24 protein-coding genes and 1 pseudogene are annotated in these 21,366 nt (G+C 70.0%); 15 read left to right on the top strand and 10 right to left on the bottom strand.

What is annotated here, in order from left to right:
* Positions 1 to 140: 140 nt before the first annotated feature.
* The 11 genes from MPE_RS16705 to MPE_RS16660 all read left to right on the top strand — a co-directional run bounded on the left by MPE_RS16705 (position 141) and on the right by MPE_RS16660 (position 9,037).
* Positions 141 to 401, top strand: coding sequence for a phenol hydroxylase subunit (locus tag MPE_RS16705; RefSeq protein WP_036234607.1), 261 nt, complete (start codon positions 141 to 143; stop codon positions 399 to 401).
* A gap of 57 nt (positions 402 to 458) precedes the next feature.
* Positions 459 to 1,454: an aromatic/alkene monooxygenase hydroxylase subunit beta gene (locus MPE_RS16700; protein ID WP_011830883.1), complete on the top strand. Its 996-nt coding sequence runs from the start codon at positions 459 to 461 to the stop codon at positions 1,452 to 1,454.
* Positions 1,455 to 1,464: 10 nt separating this feature from the next.
* The gene (locus MPE_RS16695) at positions 1,465 to 1,755 is read left to right on the top strand and encodes an MmoB/DmpM family protein (RefSeq protein ID WP_011830882.1); all 291 of its coding nucleotides are present in this window, start codon (positions 1,465 to 1,467) and stop codon (positions 1,753 to 1,755) included.
* A 19-nt stretch (positions 1,756 to 1,774) separates the two neighbouring features.
* On the top strand, positions 1,775 to 3,388 hold the full coding sequence (locus MPE_RS16690; RefSeq protein ID WP_011830881.1) for an aromatic/alkene/methane monooxygenase hydroxylase/oxygenase subunit alpha: 1,614 nt from the start codon (positions 1,775 to 1,777) through the stop codon (positions 3,386 to 3,388).
* Positions 3,389 to 3,400: 12 nt separating this feature from the next.
* A complete protein-coding gene (locus MPE_RS16685) occupies positions 3,401 to 3,763 on the top strand; it encodes a phenol hydroxylase subunit P4 (protein ID WP_011830880.1) in 363 nt (120 codons plus the stop codon).
* Between the two features lie 134 nt (positions 3,764 to 3,897).
* The gene (gene istA, locus MPE_RS16680; RefSeq protein ID WP_036236417.1) at positions 3,898 to 5,397 is read left to right on the top strand and encodes an IS21 family transposase; all 1,500 of its coding nucleotides are present in this window, start codon (positions 3,898 to 3,900) and stop codon (positions 5,395 to 5,397) included.
* The gene (gene istB, locus MPE_RS16675; RefSeq protein ID WP_011829064.1) at positions 5,394 to 6,227 is read left to right on the top strand and encodes an IS21-like element helper ATPase IstB; all 834 of its coding nucleotides are present in this window, start codon (positions 5,394 to 5,396) and stop codon (positions 6,225 to 6,227) included. The genes istA and istB overlap by 4 nt, the downstream gene beginning before the upstream one ends.
* Before the next feature lie 24 nt (positions 6,228 to 6,251).
* On the top strand, positions 6,252 to 6,410 hold the full coding sequence (locus MPE_RS24335) for a hypothetical protein (protein ID WP_158304628.1): 159 nt from the start codon (positions 6,252 to 6,254) through the stop codon (positions 6,408 to 6,410).
* Positions 6,411 to 6,427: 17 nt separating this feature from the next.
* Positions 6,428 to 7,747: a DUF1329 domain-containing protein gene (locus MPE_RS16670; RefSeq protein WP_011830878.1), complete on the top strand. Its 1,320-nt coding sequence runs from the start codon at positions 6,428 to 6,430 to the stop codon at positions 7,745 to 7,747.
* Position 7,748: 1 nt separating this feature from the next.
* Entirely contained in the window at positions 7,749 to 8,216 is a 468-nt protein-coding gene (locus MPE_RS16665) for a nuclear transport factor 2 family protein (protein ID WP_011830877.1), read from the top strand.
* Positions 8,217 to 8,335: 119 nt separating this feature from the next.
* On the top strand, positions 8,336 to 9,037 hold the full coding sequence (locus MPE_RS16660) for a methyl-accepting chemotaxis protein (RefSeq protein ID WP_011830876.1): 702 nt from the start codon (positions 8,336 to 8,338) through the stop codon (positions 9,035 to 9,037).
* Between the two features lie 6 nt (positions 9,038 to 9,043).
* Here MPE_RS16660 and MPE_RS16655 read toward each other — a convergent pair whose 3' ends face one another.
* The gene (locus MPE_RS16655; protein ID WP_011830875.1) at positions 9,044 to 9,799 is read right to left on the bottom strand and encodes an urease accessory protein; all 756 of its coding nucleotides are present in this window, start codon (positions 9,797 to 9,799) and stop codon (positions 9,044 to 9,046) included.
* A 100-nt stretch (positions 9,800 to 9,899) separates the two neighbouring features.
* A pseudogene (locus MPE_RS16650) lies at positions 9,900 to 11,141 on the bottom strand (multifunctional CCA addition/repair protein); the annotation flags it as partial.
* A gap of 171 nt (positions 11,142 to 11,312) precedes the next feature.
* On the opposite strand from MPE_RS16650, the gene MPE_RS16645 reads away from it, so the two are divergent.
* Complete coding sequence (locus MPE_RS16645; RefSeq protein WP_036236355.1) at positions 11,313 to 11,534, top strand: PEP-CTERM domain protein; 222 nt, start codon at positions 11,313 to 11,315, stop codon at positions 11,532 to 11,534.
* A 46-nt stretch (positions 11,535 to 11,580) separates the two neighbouring features.
* On the opposite strand, the gene MPE_RS16640 is transcribed toward MPE_RS16645, so the two are convergent.
* The 4 genes from MPE_RS16640 to MPE_RS16625 all read right to left on the bottom strand — a co-directional run bounded on the left by MPE_RS16640 (position 11,581) and on the right by MPE_RS16625 (position 16,447).
* The gene (locus MPE_RS16640) at positions 11,581 to 12,285 is read right to left on the bottom strand and encodes a glutathione S-transferase family protein (RefSeq protein ID WP_011830873.1); all 705 of its coding nucleotides are present in this window, start codon (positions 12,283 to 12,285) and stop codon (positions 11,581 to 11,583) included.
* Positions 12,286 to 12,387: 102 nt separating this feature from the next.
* Positions 12,388 to 13,338, bottom strand: a complete 951-nt coding sequence (locus MPE_RS16635) for a complex I NDUFA9 subunit family protein (RefSeq protein WP_011830872.1) — start codon at positions 13,336 to 13,338, stop codon at positions 12,388 to 12,390.
* Positions 13,339 to 13,351: 13 nt separating this feature from the next.
* Complete coding sequence (locus MPE_RS16630) at positions 13,352 to 15,388, bottom strand: lytic transglycosylase domain-containing protein (RefSeq protein ID WP_011830871.1); 2,037 nt, start codon at positions 15,386 to 15,388, stop codon at positions 13,352 to 13,354.
* A gap of 93 nt (positions 15,389 to 15,481) precedes the next feature.
* Positions 15,482 to 16,447, bottom strand: coding sequence for a LysR family transcriptional regulator (locus MPE_RS16625; RefSeq protein ID WP_011830870.1), 966 nt, complete (start codon positions 16,445 to 16,447; stop codon positions 15,482 to 15,484).
* A 107-nt stretch (positions 16,448 to 16,554) separates the two neighbouring features.
* Between MPE_RS16625 and MPE_RS16620 the strand changes: the two genes are divergently transcribed.
* Positions 16,555 to 16,836: a DUF2917 domain-containing protein gene (locus MPE_RS16620; protein ID WP_158304627.1), complete on the top strand. Its 282-nt coding sequence runs from the start codon at positions 16,555 to 16,557 to the stop codon at positions 16,834 to 16,836.
* Between the two features lie 22 nt (positions 16,837 to 16,858).
* On the opposite strand, the gene MPE_RS16615 is transcribed toward MPE_RS16620, so the two are convergent.
* Positions 16,859 to 17,257 carry a TfoX/Sxy family protein gene (locus MPE_RS16615; protein ID WP_011830868.1) on the bottom strand — a complete coding sequence of 133 codons (399 nt, stop codon included), beginning with the start codon at positions 17,255 to 17,257 and terminating at the stop codon, positions 16,859 to 16,861.
* Positions 17,258 to 17,358: 101 nt separating this feature from the next.
* On the opposite strand from MPE_RS16615, the gene MPE_RS16610 reads away from it, so the two are divergent.
* A complete protein-coding gene (locus MPE_RS16610; RefSeq protein WP_011830867.1) occupies positions 17,359 to 17,970 on the top strand; it encodes a 5-formyltetrahydrofolate cyclo-ligase in 612 nt (203 codons plus the stop codon).
* A gap of 94 nt (positions 17,971 to 18,064) precedes the next feature.
* On the opposite strand, the gene MPE_RS16605 is transcribed toward MPE_RS16610, so the two are convergent.
* Positions 18,065 to 18,655, bottom strand: a complete 591-nt coding sequence (locus MPE_RS16605) for an OmpW/AlkL family protein (RefSeq protein ID WP_011830866.1) — start codon at positions 18,653 to 18,655, stop codon at positions 18,065 to 18,067.
* Between the two features lie 199 nt (positions 18,656 to 18,854).
* Here MPE_RS16605 and MPE_RS16600 point away from each other — a divergent pair, with 199 nt between their 5' ends.
* Positions 18,855 to 19,685: a polyphosphate kinase 2 family protein gene (locus MPE_RS16600; RefSeq protein WP_011830865.1), complete on the top strand. Its 831-nt coding sequence runs from the start codon at positions 18,855 to 18,857 to the stop codon at positions 19,683 to 19,685.
* A gap of 16 nt (positions 19,686 to 19,701) precedes the next feature.
* Here MPE_RS16600 and metF read toward each other — a convergent pair whose 3' ends face one another.
* A complete protein-coding gene (metF, locus tag MPE_RS16595; protein WP_011830864.1) occupies positions 19,702 to 20,562 on the bottom strand; it encodes a methylenetetrahydrofolate reductase [NAD(P)H] in 861 nt (286 codons plus the stop codon).
* Positions 20,559 to 21,341 (bottom strand): TlyA family RNA methyltransferase, encoded by a 783-nt coding sequence (locus tag MPE_RS16590; protein WP_011830863.1) that lies wholly within the window; start codon positions 21,339 to 21,341, stop codon positions 20,559 to 20,561. Before MPE_RS16590 ends, metF begins: the two co-directional genes overlap by 4 nt.
* Positions 21,342 to 21,366: the final 25 nt, after the last annotated feature.

Here is a 21,366-nt window from a genome sequence, read left to right as displayed (position 1 = left end):
GCTCGCGACACGGCCGCAAACGCGTTCGCGAGGCCGATTCCGGCGCTCGCGGCGACCAAAGATCAGGGTGTTCCCTAGACCCTGGCGCGATGGCACAGGCCGTGCGAAAGCAGGCCATCTCGACTCCCGTTTCATCACGCATGTCCGTCGTGCCGTTTCATCCGCCAGGGGCCGCTCCGGCCTGCTGGGTGCGCCTGCGCAACGAGCGTCGCGACGGCTTCGTCGAGTTCGATTTCTCGCTCGGCGACCCCGACCTGTGGGTGGAGCTGATCCTGCCGCGCCCGGCCTTCGACGCCTTCTGCACCGCGCAGCGGGCGCGTTCGCTCGGCGCGGCCGAAGGCGCGCGCATCGACGCCGAGCAGGCCAAGTGGCGCTACGGCCGACACGGACCCGACGAATAGCCCACGGCCCCGACACCGGAACGACAAGACACCAGAACACCAGGAGACAAACAGACCATGACCGTCGAAATCCGCACCCAGACCGTCAAGCCGGTGCGCCAGACCTTCGGGCACCTGGCGCGGCGCTTCGGCGACAAGCCGGCCACGCGCTACCAGGAGGCCACCTACGACATCCAGTCCGAGGTGAACCACCACTACAAGCCGCTGTGGGACCCCGAGCGCGACCTCTACGACAAGCGCCGCACCGCCGTCGAGATGGCCGACTGGTACGCGCTGAAGGACCCGCGCCAGTACTACTACGGCAGCTACACGATGGCGCGCGCCAAGCAGCAGGAGGCGCTGGACCGGCAGATGGAGTTCGCCGACCGGCGTGCCCTGCTGGCGCAGCTGCCGGCCGAGGCGCGCGAGGCCATCGTCTTCGCCCTCGTGCCGCTGCGCCACTACGAGTGGGGCGCCAACACCAACCTGAGCCACGTGGCCGCCTACGGCTGGGGCACCGCGGTGACGCAGGCCGCGGTGATGGGCGCGATGGACCGCCTGGGCCTGGCCCAGCACCTCTCGCGCATCGGCCTGCTGGTGGACGGCAACACCGGCGCCGCGCTCGACCAGGCGCACCGCCACTGGGTCGAGCACCCGGCCTGGCAGGGCCTGCGCCGCGAGGTGGAGAACCTGTTCGTCACGCGCGACTGGTTCGAGGTGCTGGTGGCGCAGACACTGGTGGCCGACGGCCTGCTGTACCCGCTGTTCTTCCAGCACTTCGACGCGCACATGGCGCAGCGCCACGGCCCGGCGCTGTCCACCGTGCTCGACCACATCAACCGCTGGCAGGACGAGACGGTGAAGTGGGTCGACGCGACCGTCAAGACCGCGGCGGCGGAGAGCGAGGCCAACCGGGCGCTGATGCAGGGCTGGGTGAACCACTGGCGCAGTGCGTTGAAGGCGGCGCTCTCGCCGCTGGCCGAGGCCACGCTGGGCGAGCAGGGCGCGGGCGCGCTGGCGGCGGCCGATGCGGCCCTGGGTGCGCGGCTGGCCCGTCTGGGCCTGGCGGCCTGAGGCGCGTGCCATGAACGCCCCCGCTTCGCTGCAGCCCGTGTTCATCGCGCTGCAGGCCAACAACGACACCCTGCCGATCGTCGAGGCCATCCAGGCCGACAACCCGCACGCGGTGGTCCAGGACTACCCGGCGATGGTGAAGATCGACGCGCCCGGCTCGCTGGTGATCCGGCGCGCGTCGATCGAGGAGCGCATCGGGCGCGACTTCGACCTGCGCGAACTGCAGCTCAACCTGATCTCGCTGTCCGGCGGCATCGACGAGACCGACGACGAATTCATCCTGCAATGGAAGGCCGCCTGAGGGCGCCACGGAGAACCCCATGAACGACACCCCGCAAGCCCGGAAGCTGTCCCTGAAGGAAAACTACGCGCTGCTCACGCGCGGCCTCGACTGGGCGCCGAGCTACCAGCCCAAGGACGAGATCTTCCGCACCGTCGCCTTCGAGGGCATCAAGATCCACGACTGGGACAAGTGGGAAGACCCGTTCCGCCTGACGATGGACGCCTACTGGAAGTACCAGGGCGAGAAGGAGAAGAAGCTCTACGCGATCATCGACGCGTTCCAGCAGAACAGCGGCCAGTTCAACGTCAGCGACGCGCGCTACCTGCAGGCGCTGAAGATCTTCCTGACCGGGGTGAGCCCGCTGGAGTACGCGTCGCACCGTGGCTTCTGCATCCTCGGCCGCGAGTTCCCGGGCGTGGGGCCGCGCATCGCGGCGCAGATGCAGGCCATCGACGAGCTGCGCCATGCGCAGACGCAGATCCACGCGATCAGCCAGTACAACAAGTACTTCACCGGGCTGAGCGAGTTCCCGTTGATGTTCGACCGGACGTGGTACCTGTCGATCCCGAAGTCCTTCTTCGAGGACGCGATCACCGCGGGCCCGTTCGAGTTCATCACCGCGATCTCGTTCGCCTTCGAGTACGTGCTGACCAACCTGGTGTTCATGCCCTGGGCGTCCGGCGCGGCCTACAACGGCGACATGTCCACGGTGTCGTTCGGCTTCTCGGCGCAGAGCGACGAGGCGCGCCACATGACGCTGGGCATCGAGGTCATCAAGTTCCTGCTCGAGCAGGACCCGGCCAACGTGCCCATCGTGCAGGGCTGGATCGACAAGTGGTTCTGGCGCGGCTACCGGCTGCTCACGCTGCTCGCCACGATGATGGACTACATGCTGCCCAAGCGCGTGATGAGCTGGAGCGAGGCCTGGGAGATCTACTTCGAGCAGAACGGTGGCGCGCTGTTCGCCGACCTGGCGCGCTACGGTATCCGCATGCCCAAGCACTGGGAGGTCACGGTCCAGGAGAAGGGCCACGTGGGTCACCAGCTCTGGTGCACCTTCTACCAGTTCCGCCATGCCGCCGGCTTCCCGGTCTGGCTGCCGAGCGACGAGGAGATGGACTGGCTGTCGGCCAAGTACCCGGACACCTTCGACCGCTACTACCGGCCGCGCTACGAGCACTGGCGCGAGATGGAGGCGCAGGGCAAGCCCTTCGTCAACGCCACGCTGCCGCAGCTGTGCCAGGTGTGCCAGTGGCCGCTGCTGTTCACCGAGCCCGACGACCCGACGCAGATCGCCTACCGCGAGGAAACCTACCTCGGCGAGAAGTTCCAGTGCTGCTCCGACGGCTGCCGGGACATCTTCCGCAACGAGCCCGAGAAGTACGTCCACGCGCACCTGCCGGTGCACCAGATCTACCAGGGCAACTACTTCAACCCGGGCGTCGACCCGACGGCGCCGGACTTCAACCCGCTGGTCGAGGCCCTGAAGTACATGGGCATCGCGCCGGGGGTGGACGGCGGTGACTTCGCGACCCACATCGACGCGGTGAACTGGGAGCGCTGGACCCAGCGCCCCGCCAACATGGCGGCGCCCACCGCCACCGCGGACGCCCTGGCCCGCAGCCAGGCCGCCGAACGCCGGTCCGCCTGAGGAGACACGACGATGAGCGTCAAGGCCATCCGCCCCGACTACCACGGGGACATGAAAGACAGCGTGGACAAGTTCCACGGCCAGCAGCTGCTGGCCATCGGCTGGGACCAGCACCTGATGTACGCCACGCCGCTGTGCGTGCCGGTGCCGCCGCAGATGCCGTTCGGCGCGCTGGTCGGGCAGGTGCTGCCCGCGCTGTTCGGCCAGCATCCGCAGTTCGCGCAGATCGACTGGGCGCGGGTGCGATGGTTGCGCGCCGGGCAGCCGTTCGAGCCGGACGCGGACGCGAGCCTGGCCGACAACGGCCTGGCCCACAAGTCGGTGCTCCGCTTCCGCACGCCGGAGCTCGCGGGCCTCTACGGCGTGGGCTTCTGAGCGCCATGAGCTACCGCCTGTTGACGATCACTGAAAACTGACCCACCTGAGGGCATTGCGATCGTTCAAAACTGACCCACGCAAACACACTGCCCTGCTCGATGAACGAGCGGGGAGAGCCAGGAGTGATCAGCGTGGCGATGTTGGCCAAGATCAGACGGATGCACCTGCGAGATGGCCTGTCCATCCGCGAGGTGGCGAGGCGCACGGGCTTGTCGAGGAACACCGTGCGGCAGTGGTTGCGCGAGGAAGGCGTGACCGAGCCGAAGTACCCCGAGCGCAGCACGGCGAGCGTGCTTGACGCCTGGGCCGAGCACTTGGAGGCGGCACTGCGTGCCGATGCGCACCGCCCGGTGCGCGAGCGGCGCACGGCCAAGGCCCTGTTCGAGCAGATCCGGGCGCTGGGCTACGCGGGCAGCTACCCGCGCGTGGTCGTGTGGGTGCGCCGCTGGCGCGAGCGGCAGGCCAGCGCCCCGCGGCGTGCGGCCTTCGTGCCGATGAGCTTCGAGCTGGGCGACGCCTTCCAGTTCGACTGGAGCTGCGAGTACGTCTTCGTGGGCGGACTGCGCCGCCGGCTCGAGGTGGCGCACACCAAGCTGGCGGCCTCGAGGGCCTTCTGGTTGACGGCCTACCCTGCCCAGAGCCACGAGATGCTGTTCGACGCGCACGCCCGGGCCTTCGAGGCGCTGGGTGGCGTGCCGCGCCGGGGCATCTACGACAACATGAAGACCGCCGTGGACAAGGTCGGTGTGGGCAAGGCGCGCTCCGTCAACGCCCGCTTCCAGGCCATGTGCTCGCACTACCTGTTCGAGCCCGAGTTCTGCAACCCGGCCTCGGGCTGGGAGAAGGGCGTGGTCGAGAAGAACGTGCAGGACCGCCGGCGCCAGGTGTGGCGCGAGGCCGGCGAGCGGCGCTGGAGCGACCTGGCCAGCCTGAACGCCTGGCTGGCCGAGCGCTGCCGCCAGGGCTGGGAGGAGACGGCACACCCCGAGTGGTCCGAGCTGAGCGTGGCCGACGTGCTGCAGGACGAGCGCACCCGCCTCATGCCATGCCCGAAGCCCTTCGACGGCTACGTCGAGCAGCCCGTTCGGGTGTCGGCGACGGCGCTGGTGCACTTCCAGCGCAACCGCTACAGCGTGCCGACCCGCTGGGTCAACGAAGTGCTCAGCCTGCGCGCCTACCCCGAGGCCGTGGTGCTGGTGGCCGAGGGCGTCGAGGTGGCCCGGCACACGAGGAGCTTCGAGCGGGAGCTGACCTTCTACGACTGGCAGCACTACATCGCGCTGGTGCAGACCAAGCCGGGGGCGCTGCGCAACGGCGCGCCCTTCAAGGCCATGCCCGAGGTGCTGCAGACGCTGCAGCGTCACCTGCTGCGCCATGCCGGCGGCGACCGGGTCATGGCGCAGGTGCTGGCGGCCGTGCCGGTGCACGGGCTGGAGGCCGTGCTCGTCGCAGCGGAGATCGCGCTGGAAGCCGGCAGGCCGAGTGCCGAGCATGTGCTCAACGTGCTGGCGCGGCTGAAGGATGGGGCGCCGGCGCTGCGCGAGCTGACGCAGCCCGCCCCGACGCTCAAGGAAGAGCCCCGCGCCGACGTGCAGCGCTACGACAGCCTGCGGGAGGCCCAGCAGCCATGAGCGCCGAGATCGTCACGCGCCTGAAGGCGCTCAAGCTACACGGCATGGCGGCGAACTGGCCGGAGCTGGTGGCGCGCTGCCGGCATGCGGCGCTGGAGCCCGAGCAGTTCGTCGAGCAGTTGCTCGATGCCGAGGGCGCCGAGCGCAACGTGCGCTCGATCGCGTACCAGATGACGGCGGCCCGGTTCCCGGCGCACCGGGACCTGGCGGGCTTCGACTTCGCCAGCAGTGCGGTCGATGAAGCGCTGGTGCGCAAGCTGCACACGACGGCGTTCACTGAGGCCGCCCACAACGTGGTGTTCATCGGCGGGCCGGGCACGGGCAAGACGCACCTGGCCACCGCGCTCGGCATCGAGGCGGTCCAGCGGCACGGCAAGCGGGTGCGCTTCCACTCGACGGTGGAACTGGTCAACGCGCTGGAGGCGGAGAAGGCCGCAGGCCGGGCCGGGCAGATCGCGCACCGGCTGACCTACGTGGACCTGCTCATCCTGGACGAGCTGGGCTACCTGCCGTTCAGCCAGGCCGGCGGCGCCTTGCTGTTCCACCTGCTGAGCAAGCTCTACGAGCACACCAGCGTGGTGATCACGACCAACCTGAGCTTCGGCGAGTGGGCCAGCGTCTTCGGCGACGCGAAGATGACCACTGCGCTGCTGGACCGGCTCACGCACCACTGCCACATCGTCGAGAGCGGCAACGACTCCTGGCGCTTCAGGCACAGCAGCACGACCACCGCTGCGGCACGAACCCGATCAACGACGCAACGCAGGAAAGGACCGACCCAAGACCCCAGAACCGCAGAGATATCCACAGACCAAGGCACCCTCGGGTAGCCTACAGGGGTGGGTCAGTATTGAATGATCGCAGCGGGTCAGTTCTGGGCGATCGTCAACACCCTGAGCGCCTACTCGCGCGGCCTCGGCGGCCTCGAGCCCCTCGGGCGCTTCCGCGCCGGCCCCATCGGCTCGGCATGGAAGGAGAACGAGATCTTCCTCACCGCAAGGTATCAGTTCTGAAGCAGGAGACAACAATCATGACAACGAAGATTCAACAAGTCGGCCTGGCCTTGCTCACCGCAGGCCTGGCCTTCGCCAGCGTCCCCGCCGGCGCTGCCACCGAGGCCGACGTCGAGGCCTCGTTCAACCCTTACAAGAACGGCTTCCCGAGCTTCTCCGGGATGGCGCCCGGCCTCGTCATCAACAAGGCCAACGTCGAGCAGTTCAAGGACGCGCTGGACCCCGGCCTCTACGAGATCGTCAAGAACGGCTGGGACGAGATCAAGGTCGGCCCGACCACGCAGTTCACGATGGACAAGTTCTACGTCGAGGCGACGAAGAAGAACCTGAACACGACCAAGCTGGGCGCCCAGAGCGGCGAGATCACCGGCTTCGTGGCCGGGCGGCCCTTCCCGGAGGAGCCCAAGGTCGATGACCCGCGCGCGGGCGAGAAGATCGCCTGGAACTACAAGTACGGCGTCAACTGGGGTGACAACGCGGCGATCTACCCGTTCTACTGGAAGTACCGCAACATGACGAGCGGCCAGGTCGAGCGCACGCTGAAGTTCAACTTCCACTTCCTGAACTTCAAGCACCGCGTGCAGCACGCGCCGGTGCCCGAGGTGACGCCCAACCCCTCCGATCTGTTCCGCGGCATCTACCTCACGGTGCTCGAGCCGCAGGACCTGAAGAACACGCAGCTCCTGATCCAGCGCTACGAGAACGACCTGAAGTTCGACGACGCCTACCTCTACCTGGGCTTCCAGCGCCGCGTGCGCCGGCTCGCCACCGGGCAGACGACGGACGCCTTCCTCGGCGCGGACCTGATGATCGAGGACTTCGAGGGCTACAACGGCCGCATCTCGGACATGAAGTGGACGTTCAAGGGCACGAAGAACATCCTGATGCCCTACTACAACCATAACGAGCTGCAGCTGACCGACGAGTTCAAGGACCCGAGCGGCTACAAGTTCGTGGACTTCGGCGGCCAGGGTGGCTGCTTCCCGAAGATCACCTGGCAGCTGCGCAAGGTCTATGTGCTGGAGGCCGCACCGGTGAACCCGGCGCACCCGATCAGCAAGCGCGTCTTCCACGTCGATGCGCAGGTCTACAACATCAACCGCACGCTGATCTACGACCGCAAGGGCGAGCTGTGGAAGACCTTCACGATCGGCAAGTCGCACCCCGACCACCACCTGCCGGTCAACAAGGGCACCGGCATCGCGATCGACGACTCGTTCTCGATGGTCGACGTGCAGGCCAAGCACTGCACCACCGGCCAGTTCAAGGGCCAGGTCGATCCCAAGCTCAACCCCCCAAGCCTGTTCCAGGTGCAGAACCTGCGCGGAGGAGACTGACATGACCGCACCGACCCTCAGCCGTGCGGCGATGGAGAAGGTGATCCGCACCTACTACGACGGCTGCAACGAGGCGGACGAGGCGAAGATGATTGCCTGCTTCGTGCCGGAGGCCGTGCACTACTTCCCGGCCGGCATGTACGGCGGCGCCTTCCGGGGCGCCGCGCAGATCGCCCACCGCTGGCGCACGGCGGTGGAGACGCTGGGTTCGTACTGGACGATCGACGCGCTGGTGATCGACGCCGAGACGGCCGAGGCGGCGATCGAGTGGACGCACTTCAAGACGAACCAGGACAAGGTGCTGCGCGGTGCCGAGTGCGTGGAGTTCGACCGCGCCTCGGGGCTGATCCGCGAGATCCGTGCCTTCTATGCATCGCCGCAGGCCGAGGGCATCGCCCGGCTCGAACTGGGCGACTTCGACTACGCGGGGCGCGGCTACCGCGTCACGTCGCCGCGCAAGCCGGCCTGAGGCAGCCACCGTGCGGGACAGCACGCCCTCGGCCTGCAGGGCCCGGGGCGTGCGCTCGCTGGTACGGACCCTGCTATTTCGGGGCAACGCTTCCACGCGGCTGCCACGCGCCGAGCAAGATGCCACAGAGTTCGACAACGACGCACGCAGAGCGTGCACCCACCCGGCCCCAGACCGGTGCCCCGGCGACGCTGAGGCTGTCAGGCGAGGTCTACGGCACGCTGATCAACCTGTCCGGGCGCCGGCGCTTCACCTCGCAGCGCGTGGTGCTGTATGCGGTGCTGGCGACGCAGGGCCGCGATGGCGCGCTGGCGATGTCTGCCGAAGCGCTGGCGGTGTTCCGAGCGGCCCACGCCGCGCTGGTGGACGGCGACGACACGCTGCCGGGCCTGTACTGCGACGAACTGCGTGACGCCTACTTCGGCGCGATCGGCGCCGACCGCGTGATCCGCGCCTTCATCGCGCTGGCCGAGCGGGTGCTGGAAGCCATCCCGCTGCGCACCCGCGCGGTGGCCGGCCTGCTGGAGCAACTGGTCGAGAGCGCCACGCCGCTGCTGGCGGTGCTGAACCGCGTGACCCAGGTCTACGAGGACCTCGCGAAGCGCCAGGCCTCGACGGTGAAGAAGCAGCTGATGGGCGTGATGGGCGAGATCGAGACGATCGCGAAGCAGGCGCGCATCGTGTCGTTCAACGCGCAGGTGATCGCTGCGCGGGCCGGCGATTCGGGACGGGAGTTCGCGGTGGTGTCGGCCGAACTGACGCAGATCACCGGCAAGCTCGACGGCCTGGTGCGCGAGGCGATGCGCAGCTCGGTGGCGTGATCCGGCTCAGGCCAGCCATTGGCTGGCCACCACGTGCACGCCCAGCCCGACGCTGAACAGTGCAACCACGGCGCTGAGCGCGCGGTGGCAGCGGCCCAAGTGCATGGCGGTCAGGCGCATCGGCAGCGCCACGGCGCAGGACAGCGCGGCCATGCCGGCCACCGAGCCCAGGCCGAACAGCAGCACGTAGAGCAGGCCGATCCAGGGGTCGCGCACCTGTTGCAGCGTCAGCAGCACCAGCGCGGCCGAGCCGGCCAGCCCGTGCACCATGCCGACCAGCAGCGCACGCAGCGGCAGCGGGCGATGTTCATGGCGGTGCTGGTGGCGGTCGTGGGGCCCGGTGTCGCCGCGGTGCGAGTGCGCGTGGAAGTGCGGCACGGCGCCGGCAGGGGCGGCGGCGCCGTCGAGCGAGGCGGACTCCACCGTTTCCGCCGGCGCATGGACGTGGGCATGGAAGTGCACCCGCTCGCGCCACAGCCGGCGCAGCAGGTCCAGGCCGAGCAACACCAGCATCACGCCGACAGCGCCCTCGAGGCCGTGCACCCAGCGCTCGGACAACACCACGCCGATCACCATCACCACGCCGCCGAACAGCAGCAGCGTGAGGGTGTGGCCCAGTCCCCAGAACACGCCCTGGCGGACGGCGCGGCGGGTGTCCTGCTCGCGCGTGACCAGCGTGGCCACCGCGGCCAGGTGGTCGGCCTCCAGCGCATGCTGCATGCCGAACAGCAGGCCGAACAGGAGCACGGTGCCGGTGATCATGAGGTGGGAAATCCGAGAGCGATGAGGCGGCTGCGCGAGGTGCCGGCATTCTCGGCGATCGGCGCAGGGGACTGCAGTCGCAGCGGAACGACAAGTCCCTTCAATCGACGGGCCCGGTCGTGATGCCCAACGCAGTGCCGACGGCCTCGATGCGTCGCTGCTGAATGGCCGTGCCGACGGCCGGCCCGCTTTCGCCGCGCGCTGCCGCGGCGGCCGCGACCTGCGCCGTGTCGACGGCGCGCGCCGCAACGAGCGCGGCCGCCAGCCGCGGCGACGGCGCATAGGCCGTGTCCTCGAAGCCGAGCCGCCCGCGCGCGTCGCACTCGCAGGCCTGCAGCACCTCGTGGAAGCGCGCCGGCTTGCGGAAGGCGTCGCAGCGCTCGAGCAGGCGCACCAGCGCGGCGGCGCCGAACTCGCCGCTGCGGTGCACGTTGCCGTGTTCGCGCGCCACCACGTCGGCGAGTTCGCGGCAGTCGATCGGCACGCGCAGTCGCTCGTTCAGCCCCCGCAGCAGCGCCACGCTGCGCTGCTCGTGGCCGATGTGCCGCGGCAGCAGCTCGGCCGGGGTGCTGCCCTTGCCGAGGTCGTGGCCGAGGCAGGCGTAGCGCACCGTCAACGGCGCGTCGAGCCGCGCACTCATGTCCAGCACCATCATCAGGTGCACGCCGGTGTCGACCTCGGGGTGGTGTTCGGCGCGCTGCGGCACGCCCCACAGCCGCGCGACCTCGGGCAGCAGCCGCTGCAGTGCGCCGCATTCGCGCAGCAGCTCGAACATGCGCGACGGGCGCGGCTCCATCAGGCCGCGCGCGAGTTCCTGCCACACGCGTTCGGGGACGAGGTGGTCGACCTCGCCGCCGTCGACCATGTCGCGCATCAGGGCCAACGTCTCGGGTGCGACGGAAAAGCCATCGAAGCGCGCCGCGAAGCGTGCGACCCGCAGGATGCGCACCGGGTCCTCGGCGAAGGCCGGCGACACGTGGCGCAGCACGCGGGCTGCCAGATCGCGCTGGCCGCCGTAGGGGTCGATCAGCGTGCCGTCGGCCGCGCGGGCGATGGCGTTGATGGTCAGGTCGCGCCGTGCCAGGTCCTGCTCCAGCGTCACGTCCGGCGCAGCGTGGAAGCTGAAGCCGTGATAGCCCGGACCCGTCTTGCGTTCGGAGCGTGCGAGTGCGTACTCCTCGTGCGTCTGCGGGTGCAGGAAGACCGGGAAGTCGCGTCCGACCGGCAGGAAGCCGGCGTCGAGCATCTGCTGCGGCGTGCTGCCGACGACCACCCAGTCCCGATCTCGACCGGCGATTCCCAGCAATTCGTCGCGGACGGCGCCGCCGACAACAAAAACTTGCGCGTCTTGTGGCGCTGTGGCGACGAAATGAACCCCTTGTTCGGGGGGTGAACCTTGAGTCACGGGGTACCGCTCAAAGGGGGGCGCGCATACAAACGGTGATAGCGAGATGCGGTCCTTTCGACGCCAAAAGCGTCACCGCCGCAAAAGCATCTTAAACAGGGAAATGTCATGTTCATCAAACCGCTACTGGCTGCCGTGGTACTCGCAGGTGCTCTCGCACCGAGTTTCGCCGACCAGAAAGCCAAACCGGCGATCGCGGCCCAGCCGACCGAAAGCGAAGTCGCATTGAGTGCCACCGCCCCGGCTTCCGAGCCGAGCAATCTCGCGTTGATGCTGGCCGCCGTGGGTGTGCTCGGTTTCGTGGCGCACCGTCGCGGCCGTCACCGCTGAGCGCGCGTCAGGCAGCGCAACGACAACGGGCCTTCGGGCCCGTTTCTCATGGAGCGTCCGCGGCGTCCGTCCGGGACTGGCGGTACGGCTCCTCGAAGTCCAGGAACTCCTGCTCGGCCAGGGCCTCGGCCACCCAGGCCTGCATGCCGGGCAGCGCGAACACCGCGTCGATATAGGCCGCGGCGATGGGCGGCACCGGCAGCCCATAGGTCCTCAAGCGGCTGCACACCGGCGCGAAGTAGGCGTCGGCGATGGTGAAGCGGCCGAACAGCAACGGGCCGCCGTGCGCGCCCAGCAACTCCGACCATAGCTCGACAATGCGCCGGAGGTCCGCCCGCAGCCCGGGCTGCTCCTGCAGCAGGCGGGCGCCCACATCGGGCAAGCGGGCCTCGATGTTGAGCGGGCAGTGGCTGCGCAGCGCGCCGAAGCCGGCATGCATTTCGGCGCAGACGCTGCGGGCGCGGGCACGCGCCTTCGGATCGGCAGGCCACAGGCTCGCCTGCGGGAACTTCTCGGCCAGGTACTCGGCGATCGCCAGCGTGTCCCAGACCACGAAACCGTCGTCTTCGATCAGCACGGGCACCTTGCCGGCCGGCGTGTGCCGGGCCAGCGCCTGCTGGAACTTCGAATCGGCCGCCAGGCTGTCGAAGCGGATCATCACCTCCTCGAAGGGGATGCCGGCCTGGCGCATCAGCACCCAGGGCCGCAGCGACCACGACGAGTAGTTCTTGTTGCCGATCACGAGCTGCATGGGGCCTCCTGTGGCCTCGATGCTAGCGGGACGCCCCGCATCCCGGATTGCATTCGCTGCATCGGATTGATGCACGCCGGCGGGCCTCGCCGGGCGGGCGCTTCAGTGCCGTCGTGCCAGCGCGCGAAACCCGTCGAGCCGCGCCGGGCCGCGCCCGGGACTCAGGTAGCTCGGCCCGACCGCTTCCAGTGCCGCCGGCGTGATGCCGAGCGCCTGCAGTCCGGGCAGGCTGCCGCTGGCCACGTTGGGCACGCGCATCGACGCCAGGTTGTCGGCCGACATCAAGGGCGTGCCGGGCAGCAGCGCAAGCAGCGCGGCCTGGGCGCGGCCCAGCGTGTCGGGCAGCGGCAGCACGGGCCGCGCATGGCCCGACCAGCGGCCGGCGAGCCGCACCAGCTCGGCCAGTGTGTAGACGTGCGGGCCGACGCATTCCACGACCTCGGGCGCCGGCGACACCAGGCTGCGCACGATCGCTGCAGCCACGTCCTCGACCCACACCGGCTGGAACTTCGCGTCGGCGCCCGCCAGCGGCATCAGCGGGAACACCGCCTGCAGCTGCGCGAACAGGTTCAGGAAGCGGTCGCCCGACCCGAAGATGACCGACGGCCGCAGCACCGTGAGGTCGAGCCCGGCTGCGCGCAGCGCCGCCTCGCCGGCGGCCTTGGAGCGCAGGTAGTTCGAGGGCGCGTCGGCCGCGGCGCCGAGAGCGCTCACGTGCACCACGCGCGGGACGCCGGCCACCTTGCAGGCCCGCGCCAGCCGCTGTGGCAGCGCGACGTGCACCCGCTCGAACTCCTCGGCGCTGCCGTGCAGGATCGCCACCAGATTGATCACCGCGTCGCGGCCGAACAGCAGCCGCGTCAGCCGCCCGTCGTCGTGGAGGTCGGTCTCGACCAGCTCGACGGTCGGCAGCATCGCCAGCCGCTTGGCGCGCTCGGCGCGACGGGTCGGTACCGTGAGGCGGGCGCCCGCTGCACCGAAGTGCGCGACGAGCTTCTCGCACAAGGCACTGCCGACAAAGCCGGTGCCACCGAGGATCAGCAGGTTCTTCATGGGGCAGGCTTCGTCAGGGCAGCTCGCGCTCGGCCGGATCGGCCGCGCCGGCGTGCGGGCCGATCGCGCCGCCCAGCCGCGCGCGCAGCGACTGCGGCTGGCCGCTCAGCAGCGCGGCGTAGTCGGTGGCGTTGGAGAGCACCTTCTTCACGTAGTCGCGCGTCTCGGTGAAGGGAATGTTCTCGGCCCAGGCCGCCGCGTCCAGCGACGGCCCCTCGCGCCACTTGCGCGGCCGGTTCGGGCCGGCGTTGTAGCCGGCCGCGGCCATGGCCTGCGAGCCGTCGAAGCTGTCGAGCACCATCTTCAGGTAGCCGGTGCCGAGCCGCAGGTTGGTGCCGTGCTCGGTGATGCGGTCGTGCGTGTAGTCGATGCCCAGCTTGCGGGCGGTCCACCTGGCGGTGGCCGGCATCAGCTGCATCAGCCCCGAGGCGCCGACCGACGAACGCGCGCTGGTGATGAAGCGCGACTCCTGGCGGATCAGGCCGTAGACGTAGGCCGGGTCCAGCCCCGCCTCGCGCGCGCGCGCCACCACGTCGCTGCGGTAGGGCGTGGGGAAGCGCTGTGCCATGTCGACCTGCTCGCGGGTGCGCTCGCTGGTGTTGATGCAGCGGTCCCACACCTGGCGCTCGCAGGCCAGCTGGGCAGCGGCCAGCAGCTCGCGCTCGCCCATGCCGAACAGCGAGAAGTTCCATTCGCGCACGCCTTCGCTGCGCAGGTCGAGCTCGATCAGCAGCAGCGCGCGCTTCAGGCCGGGGTGCTGGGCCGCGGCGTTGCGCTCCTCGGGCGTGAGCGGTGCCGGTGCGGCGGGCAGGACCAGCGGTTGCCCGAGGTCTTCCATGGCCAGCTTGCCGTAGAAGTGCAGCGGACTCGCGATCGACGCGAGCAGCTCGCGCGCCTGCGCACCCAGCGCGACGCCGTCCTGGCTGCTGCCGGCCAGCGCCTGCAGCGCGCGTGCCTTCCAGTAGATCCACGCGGGTTCGCGCTGCTCGCTGCTGCTCATCGCGGTGACCGCCTGCATCACCTGCTGCCAGCGGCCCGCGCCGTTGTTGGCGCGCAGCGCGGCGCGCAGCTTCCAGGCCAGCGTGTCGTCGGGCAGCGCCACGTCGACGTTGCCGGTGCGTGTCAGCTCGGCACGCTGGAAGTGGTCGGAGGCGCTGTTGCTGAGCTTGAGTGCCGCCTGCTTGCCGATGCTGGCCCACACCCACGCGGACAGGTCGGCCGGCAGCCGCGCGGCCCAGCGATCGTTCATCGCGGTGGCCGCCACGTCGGGGTCGTTCGCGGCGCTGCGGATCAGCGCCAGCGCGGTCAGCTCGCTGGCACCGCGGCCCTGCGTCGCGGCCTTGCGCGTCAGGTAGCGCTGCGGGTTGTCGTTCAGTTCGCTGACCGCATTGGCCATGTCGTCGCCCAGCAGCGCGGCGGCCTGGCGGGCCATGCGGGGGCGGTTGGCCTCGACCGCCAGCCGCGTCTTGCGCCAGACGTCGTCGCGGCCGATCCGCTTGGCATCGAACAGCGTGCTGGCCAGCAGCGCGCAGCCGTCGTCGGCATCGCGTTGCGCGAACCAGGCGGCGCGGGCGTCGTCCGTCACGTCCTGGCCATCGAGGTGCCGCGTCAGCAGCGCGTAGCAGCGCACCTCGCGATCGTCGTCGAGCTTGAAGCGCGGGTATTCCGCGCGGAAGTTGCCCCAGTCGCGACGGCGGCCCAGCTCGAGCAGCCAGTCGTTGCGCAGCCGGTCCTCGACATAGGTGCCCGGCCAGCGCGCATAGAAGGCATTCAGTTCGTCCTGCTGTGCATCGGCGAGGCGGTTGCCGAGCTCCCAGTAGTCGGGCCACATCGCGAGCGGGTGGTTCGCGGCCAGTGCCGCCGCACGCGTGGCCGCCAGGCGCGGCTTGTCGCGCTTGCGCAGCGCCTCGCGGGCTTCGAGAACCGTGTCGTTGGTGGTCTGCGCGGCGACCGGCGCGGAGGGCAAGGCCAGGGCCCCGGTGATCGCGGCAAGTGCGACCGCGCGGAGCAGGATGTGGCAGCGGAGGGGTGTCGGGGTCTGCAGGGTCATGCCACGGAGGGAGCCGTCACGATGGGCTTCGGTTCCGCTCGAATTTTACGCAGTCACCGGGCGCGTGCATCTGACATGCTGCCGAGCGCAGGGTCAATCGAACTCGGTCTCGCCGATGGCCTGGCGCGTCGACGCGCCCTGCGCCTGCACCCAGCTCGCGAAGCGTTGGACCTCCGCACGGTCGCGCTTGCTGCCGGCGATGATCAGCCAGTAGCTGTAGGGGCTGCGGGTGCGGAAGGCCGGCCCGAAGGGTTCCACCAGCTCGCCGCGCGCCAGCGATTCGTCGACCAGCGCCAGCCGGGCCAGCGCGATGCCCTGGCCGGCCAGCGCAGCCTGCACCTGCTGGTAGGTGAAGTTCAGGTAGATCCAGCGTCGCGGCTCCAGCGCGGGCAGGGCCTGCACCGCCAGCCAGTGCCGCCAGCTGACGAACTGGGTGCTCGCCTGCAGGCTGTCTTCCTCCAGCAGCGTGTGCAGCGCCAAATCGGCCGGTGTGCGCAGCGGCGGCGCGGCGCTGCTCGCGGCCTGCTCCAGCAGGCGCGGGCTCGCTACCGGCGTCAGCGTCTCGCCGAACAGCCGCACGGCGCCGGCCGGGGCACGCTGCGCGCTGCAGTAGCGGATCACGATCTCGACCTCGGGGTCGTCCAGGTCGGCCAGCCGGTCGTTGGCGTCGATGCGGATGTCGAGGTCGGGGTGGTCGCGCTGGTAGGCCTCGATGCGCGGCAGCAGCCACAGCGAGGCGAACGACGGAAAGGTGTTGAGGTTCACGCCGCGCCGGCCGCGCGCGCTGCGGATCTGGCGCACGCCGGCATCGAGCCGCTCCAGCGCCGGCGTCACCGCGGCGAGCAGCGCGACACCGTCGCCGGTGAGGGCGACGCTGCGCGTGCCGCGTGTGAACAGCGAGCTGCCGACCTCGTCCTCCAGCGACTGGATCTGGCGGCTGATGGCCGGCTGCGTGAGGTGCAACTCCTCGGCCGCGGCACGGAAGCTGAGGTGGCGCGCCACCGCCTCGAAGGCGCGGATCGGACCGACGGCGAGCGGGCGCTGGCGTGAGGTATTCATGCGTGTATGTTATCAATGAGGGGCCGCGATCTCATTGGATCGTGGGCTGGTTCTTCACGATGATATGACGCATGGAACCACCAATGCAGGGTCCGATGGAGCGCGACATGAGCATGCAGCAATCGCAAGAATCGATGGGCCGGGTCGACCCCGTCTGGCGGCTGGTCCGAGGCCAGACGCTGCGCCTGCAGGCGGCCCGCAACACCCGCTGGCTGCGGCTGCGCGAAGGCCGGCTCTGGGTGACCGCCGAGGGCCGCCTCGGCGGGCAGATCCCGGAAGACTGGTGGCTCGCGGCCGGCCAGAGCCTGCGACTGCCGGCCGGCACCGAGGTGCTGGCCGAGGGTTGGTCAGTGGCCAGTTTCGAGGTGCTGGAAGAGCCGGCGGCCTGAGGCCTCTGGCGAACGCGCCCGCCTACCTGGCCGGCTTGCGGCGGCGTGGTGCGGCAGCGGGCTTGCGGACCCTCGCCGCCTGGGCGCGCAACGCCGCCTCCAGCGCCAGCCGGGCCCAGGGCCGCAGCGCATCGGGTGACTCGGTCGCCTCGTCGGGCGGCGTCCAGTAACTCATGGTGGCGGTCCGCACCACGCCGTCGCGTGAACTTTCGTAGACGAAGGCTCGCCCGCCGGCGTCTCGCCACTGCGGCAGCGTCTGCGCGTCGGTCTTGAGGTAGAGCTGATCGGCGGCGATCAGGCCGATCATCAGCCCGTCGAGGTAGAGGCCGTGGCCGCCGAACATGCGCTTCGCATGCGCCGGTCCCACGGAGGACAGCAACTCGACGCAGTGCGCCGCAAATTCGTCGCGGGGTGGGGTCATTGCCACAGTGTAGGCAGCGACCTTGAGGCGCAGGCCATCCTGCGGGGCAAAATCCGGGCTGCCTCGATGACACGCCGCGCCAGCCCGCCACGGACCCGCCCATGACCCTGCCCTACGACCCGATGAGCCGGCCGGACAAGGCGCAACTGCGTCGCATGCTGCAGGCCGAGCGGCAGAGCCTGACCGATCGCCTGGAGCGCGCCGAACAGTTGCAGGGCGTGCTGCGGGTGTGGCTCACGCAGCGGGAGGACGTCACGATCGGCGCCTACTGGGCCATCAAGGGCGAGTTCGATCCCCTGCCGTCGCTGCACCGCTGGACCGAGGGCGCCGGACACGGCACCGGCGAGGGTCCGCCGCGCCGGATCGGCCTGCCGGTGATGAACCGCCAGACCAAGCAACTGCGCTTCCACCAGTGGTACCCCGGCTGCCCGATGGAGGAGGATGCCTACGACATCCCGAAGCCCAAGGGCACCGACCTCGTGATGCCGACGTTGTTGCTGGTGCCCTGCGTCGGCTTCGGCCCGAAGGGCCTGCGGCTCGGCTACGGCGGCGGCTTCTACGACCGCACGCTGGCGGCACTGGAGCCGCGGCCATTCACCGTCGGCATCGGCTACCGGCACGGCTACATCGACTGGCTCGAGGGTGAGCCGCACGACATCCCGCTCGACGCCATGCTCACCGAGGACGGTGTCGCCTGGTCGCGCGAGGACTGATCGCGCGCCGCCTCTCAAGGAAACGCCGGGCCGCCCCAAGTTTCCCTGGCCCCCGCGGGGGGGCGGGCTGGGTGCAGACCAGCCCTGGGGGTGCTCAGAACCGCCAGCCGAGCCCCACGCCGAACAGCACCGGGTCGACCTTGAAGGTCCCCGCCTTCACCCCTGCGGCCGACACGTCGGTGCGGATCTGCACCTTCTTCACGTCCACGTTCAGCACCAGCCGGTCGCCGAGCGGCACGTCCACGCCGGCACCCACCGCCAGGCCCACGCTGTTCTTCTCGATGCTGAACGGCGCCGGTAGGTCGACCGACGAGAAGCGCGTGTAGTTGATGCCCGCGCCGAGGTAGGGCTGGACCGCCGCGCCGGGCAGGAAGTGGTACTGCAGTGACAGCGTCGGGGGCAGGTGCTTGAGGCTGCCGATGCGCGTGCCGGAGGCACTCACGTCCTGCTTCTGCGGATAGGTCAGCACCAGTTCGGCGGCCCAGTTCGGCGTGAAGAAGTAGCTGATGTCGAGTTCGGGGAAGGTCTTGCTGTCGATGGCCAGGCCGACGCCAGTGCTGTCCTTGTTGGCCGGGTCGAGGTGCAGCGCGCGCACGCGCACCAGCCAGTCGCCGCCGGTCGGCGCGGCGGTCGCGGCGCCACCGAGGGCGGCGAGGGCGAGGGCGGCGAGGATCTTCTTCTTCATGATGAGCTTCACTCCGGAATGCACGGGGAGCTTCCCGCCCGTGCATTGCAGTGCGTGGCGGGACGCCGCGGCTTGCGTTGGCTCAAGCGCGCGGTCGCGCAGCGTTGGAGCCGCCGCGGCTTTCTGAGGCAGATCAACCTCGCGCGTCGCGGTGTGCACGCGGCGCTACAGTCGCCGCACCGCCTTCCCAGGAGTCGCGATGGCCCGCTCGACCGCCTACCTGAAGACCTACCGCGTCGGCCGCAAGCTGCGGCTCAAGGACATCGACCCCGGCGCGCGGCCGGCCGCCAGCAGCAGCCGCGAGGCCGACGATGCGCGGCTCGCCGAACTGGCGATCGAGATCGACCGCCTGCAGGACCTGCTCTACGCCAACGGCAGTGCCGGCCGGCCACCCAAGCTGCTGCTGGTGCTGCAGGGCATGGACACTTCGGGCAAGGACGGCACCGCGCGCTCTGTGTTCCGCCAGTGCAGCCCGCTCGGCGTGCGCGTGGCGGCCTTCAAGGCGCCCACCGAGGTGGAGCGCGCGCACGACTTCCTGTGGCGCGTGCATGCGGTGGCACCGCGGGCCGGCGAGGTGGTGGTGTTCAATCGCAGCCATTACGAAGACGTGCTGGTGCCCTTCGTCGAAGGCTGGATCGACGCCGCCGAGCGCCAGCGTCGGCTGGCCCACATCAATGCCTTCGAGCGCCTGCTGCACGACAGCGGCACGACCATCGTCAAGTGCTTCCTGCACATCTCGAAGGACGAGCAGCGCGAACGGCTGCAGGCGCGTCTGGACGACCCCGCCAAGCGCTGGAAATTCCAGGTCGGCGACCTCGAGACGCGCGAGAAGTGGAAGGCCTACCTGGCCGCCTACGAGACCGCGCTGGCGGCCACCTCGACCGCCTGCGCGCCCTGGCACGTGGTGCCGGCCGACAGCAAGAGCAACCGCAACCTGATGATCGCGACGCTGGTCGCGCAGGCGCTGGCCGGCATGAAGCTCAAGCCGCCGAAGCCCGACTTCGACCCGGCGGCGGTGCGCGTGGTCTGAGCGCGTCGCGCGCGTATCAAGCGCGCGCCGACGCGAGCCGGCGGCAGACCTCCAGCGTCAGCGCCGACTGGTTGAGCGTGTAGAAGTGGATGGCCGGTGCGCCGCCGGCGATCAGCCGCTCGCACAGCCGCGACACCACCTCGATGCCGAAGGCGCGGATCGACGCGGCGTCGTCCATGTAGCCCTCCATCTTCAGGGCCACCCAGCGCGGGATCTCGATGCCGTCGCGCATCGCGAACTGCGCGATGCGCGCGTAGTTGTGGAACGGCATGATGCCCGGCACGATCGGCGCGTCGACACCCAGCGCGCGCACCTCGTCGAGGAAATGGAAGTAGGCGTCGGGGTTGTAGAAGAACTGCGTGATCGCCGCGTCGGCGCCGGCCTTCATCTTGTTGGCGAAGTGCTGCAGGTCGCGCCGCGCATAGCGCTGCTGAGGGTGGTACTCGGGGTAGGCGGCCACCTCGATGCGCAGGTCGGTTCCCTGGGTCTCGCGCACGAAGGCGATCAGCTCGTTCGCGTAGCGGAACTCGCCGGCCGTCGCGGTGCCGCTCGGCAGGTCGCCGCGCAGCGCGACCAGGCGGCGGATGTTTTGCGCGCGGTAGGTGCCCAGGATCTCGGCGATGCCGACGCGCGTCGAGCCGACGCACGACAGGTGCGGCGCCGCCTCGAAGCCCAGCGCGGCAATGTCGCGCACCGTCGACAGCGTGCGATCCCGCGTCGAGCCGCCGGCACCGTAGGTCACGCTGAAGAACTCGGGGGCCGCGCTGCCCAGCTCGCGCACCACGGTCTTCAGCTTCTCGCTGCCGGCCTCGGTGTTGGGCGGGAAGAACTCGAAGCTCACCGGCACCGGCAGCCTCAGGGAGGGTGTGTCGCTCATGTGTCTGACTCCAGCGGCCGGCCCGCGGGCACGGCACAGATGAAAAATTCGCGGTTCCCGTCGCCGCCGGCAACCACGCTGTCCAGCCACGCCGTCACGTCCAGGCCCAGTTCGCCGCAGGTGGCCCGCAACTTGCGCTGCACCTCGGCGTAGGAGGCGGCGCTCTTCACCAGACCGCCCTTGCCGATGTCCTTGGGCTGCAGCTCGAACTGCGGCTTGACCAGCGCGAGCAGGTGGCCGTCGGCCGCGAGCAGCGGCACCAGTGCCGGCAGCACGGTGGTCAGCGGGATGAAGCTCAGGTCGGCGACGACCAGGCCGAAGCCGCCGGCCGGCATGGCCGCGCCCAGCGCCTCGCGCGTCAGGCCGCGGGCGTTGATGCCTTCGAGGACGGTGACCTGCGCATGCCCGCGCAGCGAGGGATGCAGCTGGCCGCGACCGACATCGACGCCCACCACGTGCGCCGCGCCGTGCGCCAGCAGCACCTCGGTGAAGCCGCCGGTGCTCTGGCCGACGTCGAGCGCGGTCACGCCGGTCACCGCCAGGCCGCACTGCGCCAGCGCGCCGTCGAGCTTGAGCCCGGCGCGCGACACCCAGCGCAGTTCGGCGTCGTCGGTGATGCGCAGCTCGGTGGCCTCCGGCAGGTCCTCGCCGGATTTGCGCAGCCGCACCCAGTCGACCGCCGCGCGCCGCTCGACCGCGCCACGGTCGATCAACCGCTGCGCCGCCGAACGCGTCGGCGCAAGCCCACGCTGGACAATCAACTGATCAACTCTTGGCATGAGATAGAACCGAGTGGACGCCGCG

The organism is Methylibium petroleiphilum PM1, assembly GCF_000015725.1.
Classification (GTDB): Bacteria; Pseudomonadota; Gammaproteobacteria; order Burkholderiales; family Burkholderiaceae_C; genus Methylibium; species Methylibium petroleiphilum.
The sequence above is the reverse complement of the archived record's forward strand: the minus strand, read 5'-3'. Positions and strand labels throughout refer to the sequence as shown.

Coding starts and splice junctions, on each gene's coding strand:
- MPE_RS16705 (WP_036234607.1), top strand. CDS start 141: ATGTCCGTCGTGCCGTTTCATCCGCCAGGGGCCGCTCCGGCCTGCTGG.
- MPE_RS16700 (WP_011830883.1), top strand. CDS start 459: ATGACCGTCGAAATCCGCACCCAGACCGTCAAGCCGGTGCGCCAGACC.
- MPE_RS16695 (WP_011830882.1), top strand. CDS start 1,465: ATGAACGCCCCCGCTTCGCTGCAGCCCGTGTTCATCGCGCTGCAGGCC.
- MPE_RS16690 (WP_011830881.1), top strand. CDS start 1,775: ATGAACGACACCCCGCAAGCCCGGAAGCTGTCCCTGAAGGAAAACTAC.
- MPE_RS16685 (WP_011830880.1), top strand. CDS start 3,401: ATGAGCGTCAAGGCCATCCGCCCCGACTACCACGGGGACATGAAAGAC.
- istB (WP_011829064.1), top strand. CDS start 5,394: ATGAGCGCCGAGATCGTCACGCGCCTGAAGGCGCTCAAGCTACACGGC.
- MPE_RS24335 (WP_158304628.1), top strand. CDS start 6,252: ATGATCGCAGCGGGTCAGTTCTGGGCGATCGTCAACACCCTGAGCGCC.
- MPE_RS16670 (WP_011830878.1), top strand. CDS start 6,428: ATGACAACGAAGATTCAACAAGTCGGCCTGGCCTTGCTCACCGCAGGC.
- MPE_RS16665 (WP_011830877.1), top strand. CDS start 7,749: ATGACCGCACCGACCCTCAGCCGTGCGGCGATGGAGAAGGTGATCCGC.
- MPE_RS16660 (WP_011830876.1), top strand. CDS start 8,336: ATGCCACAGAGTTCGACAACGACGCACGCAGAGCGTGCACCCACCCGG.
- MPE_RS16655 (WP_011830875.1), bottom strand. CDS start 9,799: ATGATCACCGGCACCGTGCTCCTGTTCGGCCTGCTGTTCGGCATGCAG.
- MPE_RS16645 (WP_036236355.1), top strand. CDS start 11,313: ATGTTCATCAAACCGCTACTGGCTGCCGTGGTACTCGCAGGTGCTCTC.
- MPE_RS16640 (WP_011830873.1), bottom strand. CDS start 12,285: ATGCAGCTCGTGATCGGCAACAAGAACTACTCGTCGTGGTCGCTGCGG.
- MPE_RS16635 (WP_011830872.1), bottom strand. CDS start 13,338: ATGAAGAACCTGCTGATCCTCGGTGGCACCGGCTTTGTCGGCAGTGCC.
- MPE_RS16630 (WP_011830871.1), bottom strand. CDS start 15,388: ATGACCCTGCAGACCCCGACACCCCTCCGCTGCCACATCCTGCTCCGC.
- MPE_RS16625 (WP_011830870.1), bottom strand. CDS start 16,447: ATGAATACCTCACGCCAGCGCCCGCTCGCCGTCGGTCCGATCCGCGCC.
- MPE_RS16620 (WP_158304627.1), top strand. CDS start 16,555: ATGAGCATGCAGCAATCGCAAGAATCGATGGGCCGGGTCGACCCCGTC.
- MPE_RS16615 (WP_011830868.1), bottom strand. CDS start 17,257: ATGACCCCACCCCGCGACGAATTTGCGGCGCACTGCGTCGAGTTGCTG.
- MPE_RS16610 (WP_011830867.1), top strand. CDS start 17,359: ATGACCCTGCCCTACGACCCGATGAGCCGGCCGGACAAGGCGCAACTG.
- MPE_RS16605 (WP_011830866.1), bottom strand. CDS start 18,655: ATGAAGAAGAAGATCCTCGCCGCCCTCGCCCTCGCCGCCCTCGGTGGC.
- MPE_RS16600 (WP_011830865.1), top strand. CDS start 18,855: ATGGCCCGCTCGACCGCCTACCTGAAGACCTACCGCGTCGGCCGCAAG.
- metF (WP_011830864.1), bottom strand. CDS start 20,562: ATGAGCGACACACCCTCCCTGAGGCTGCCGGTGCCGGTGAGCTTCGAG.
- MPE_RS16590 (WP_011830863.1), bottom strand. CDS start 21,341: ATGCCAAGAGTTGATCAGTTGATTGTCCAGCGTGGGCTTGCGCCGACG.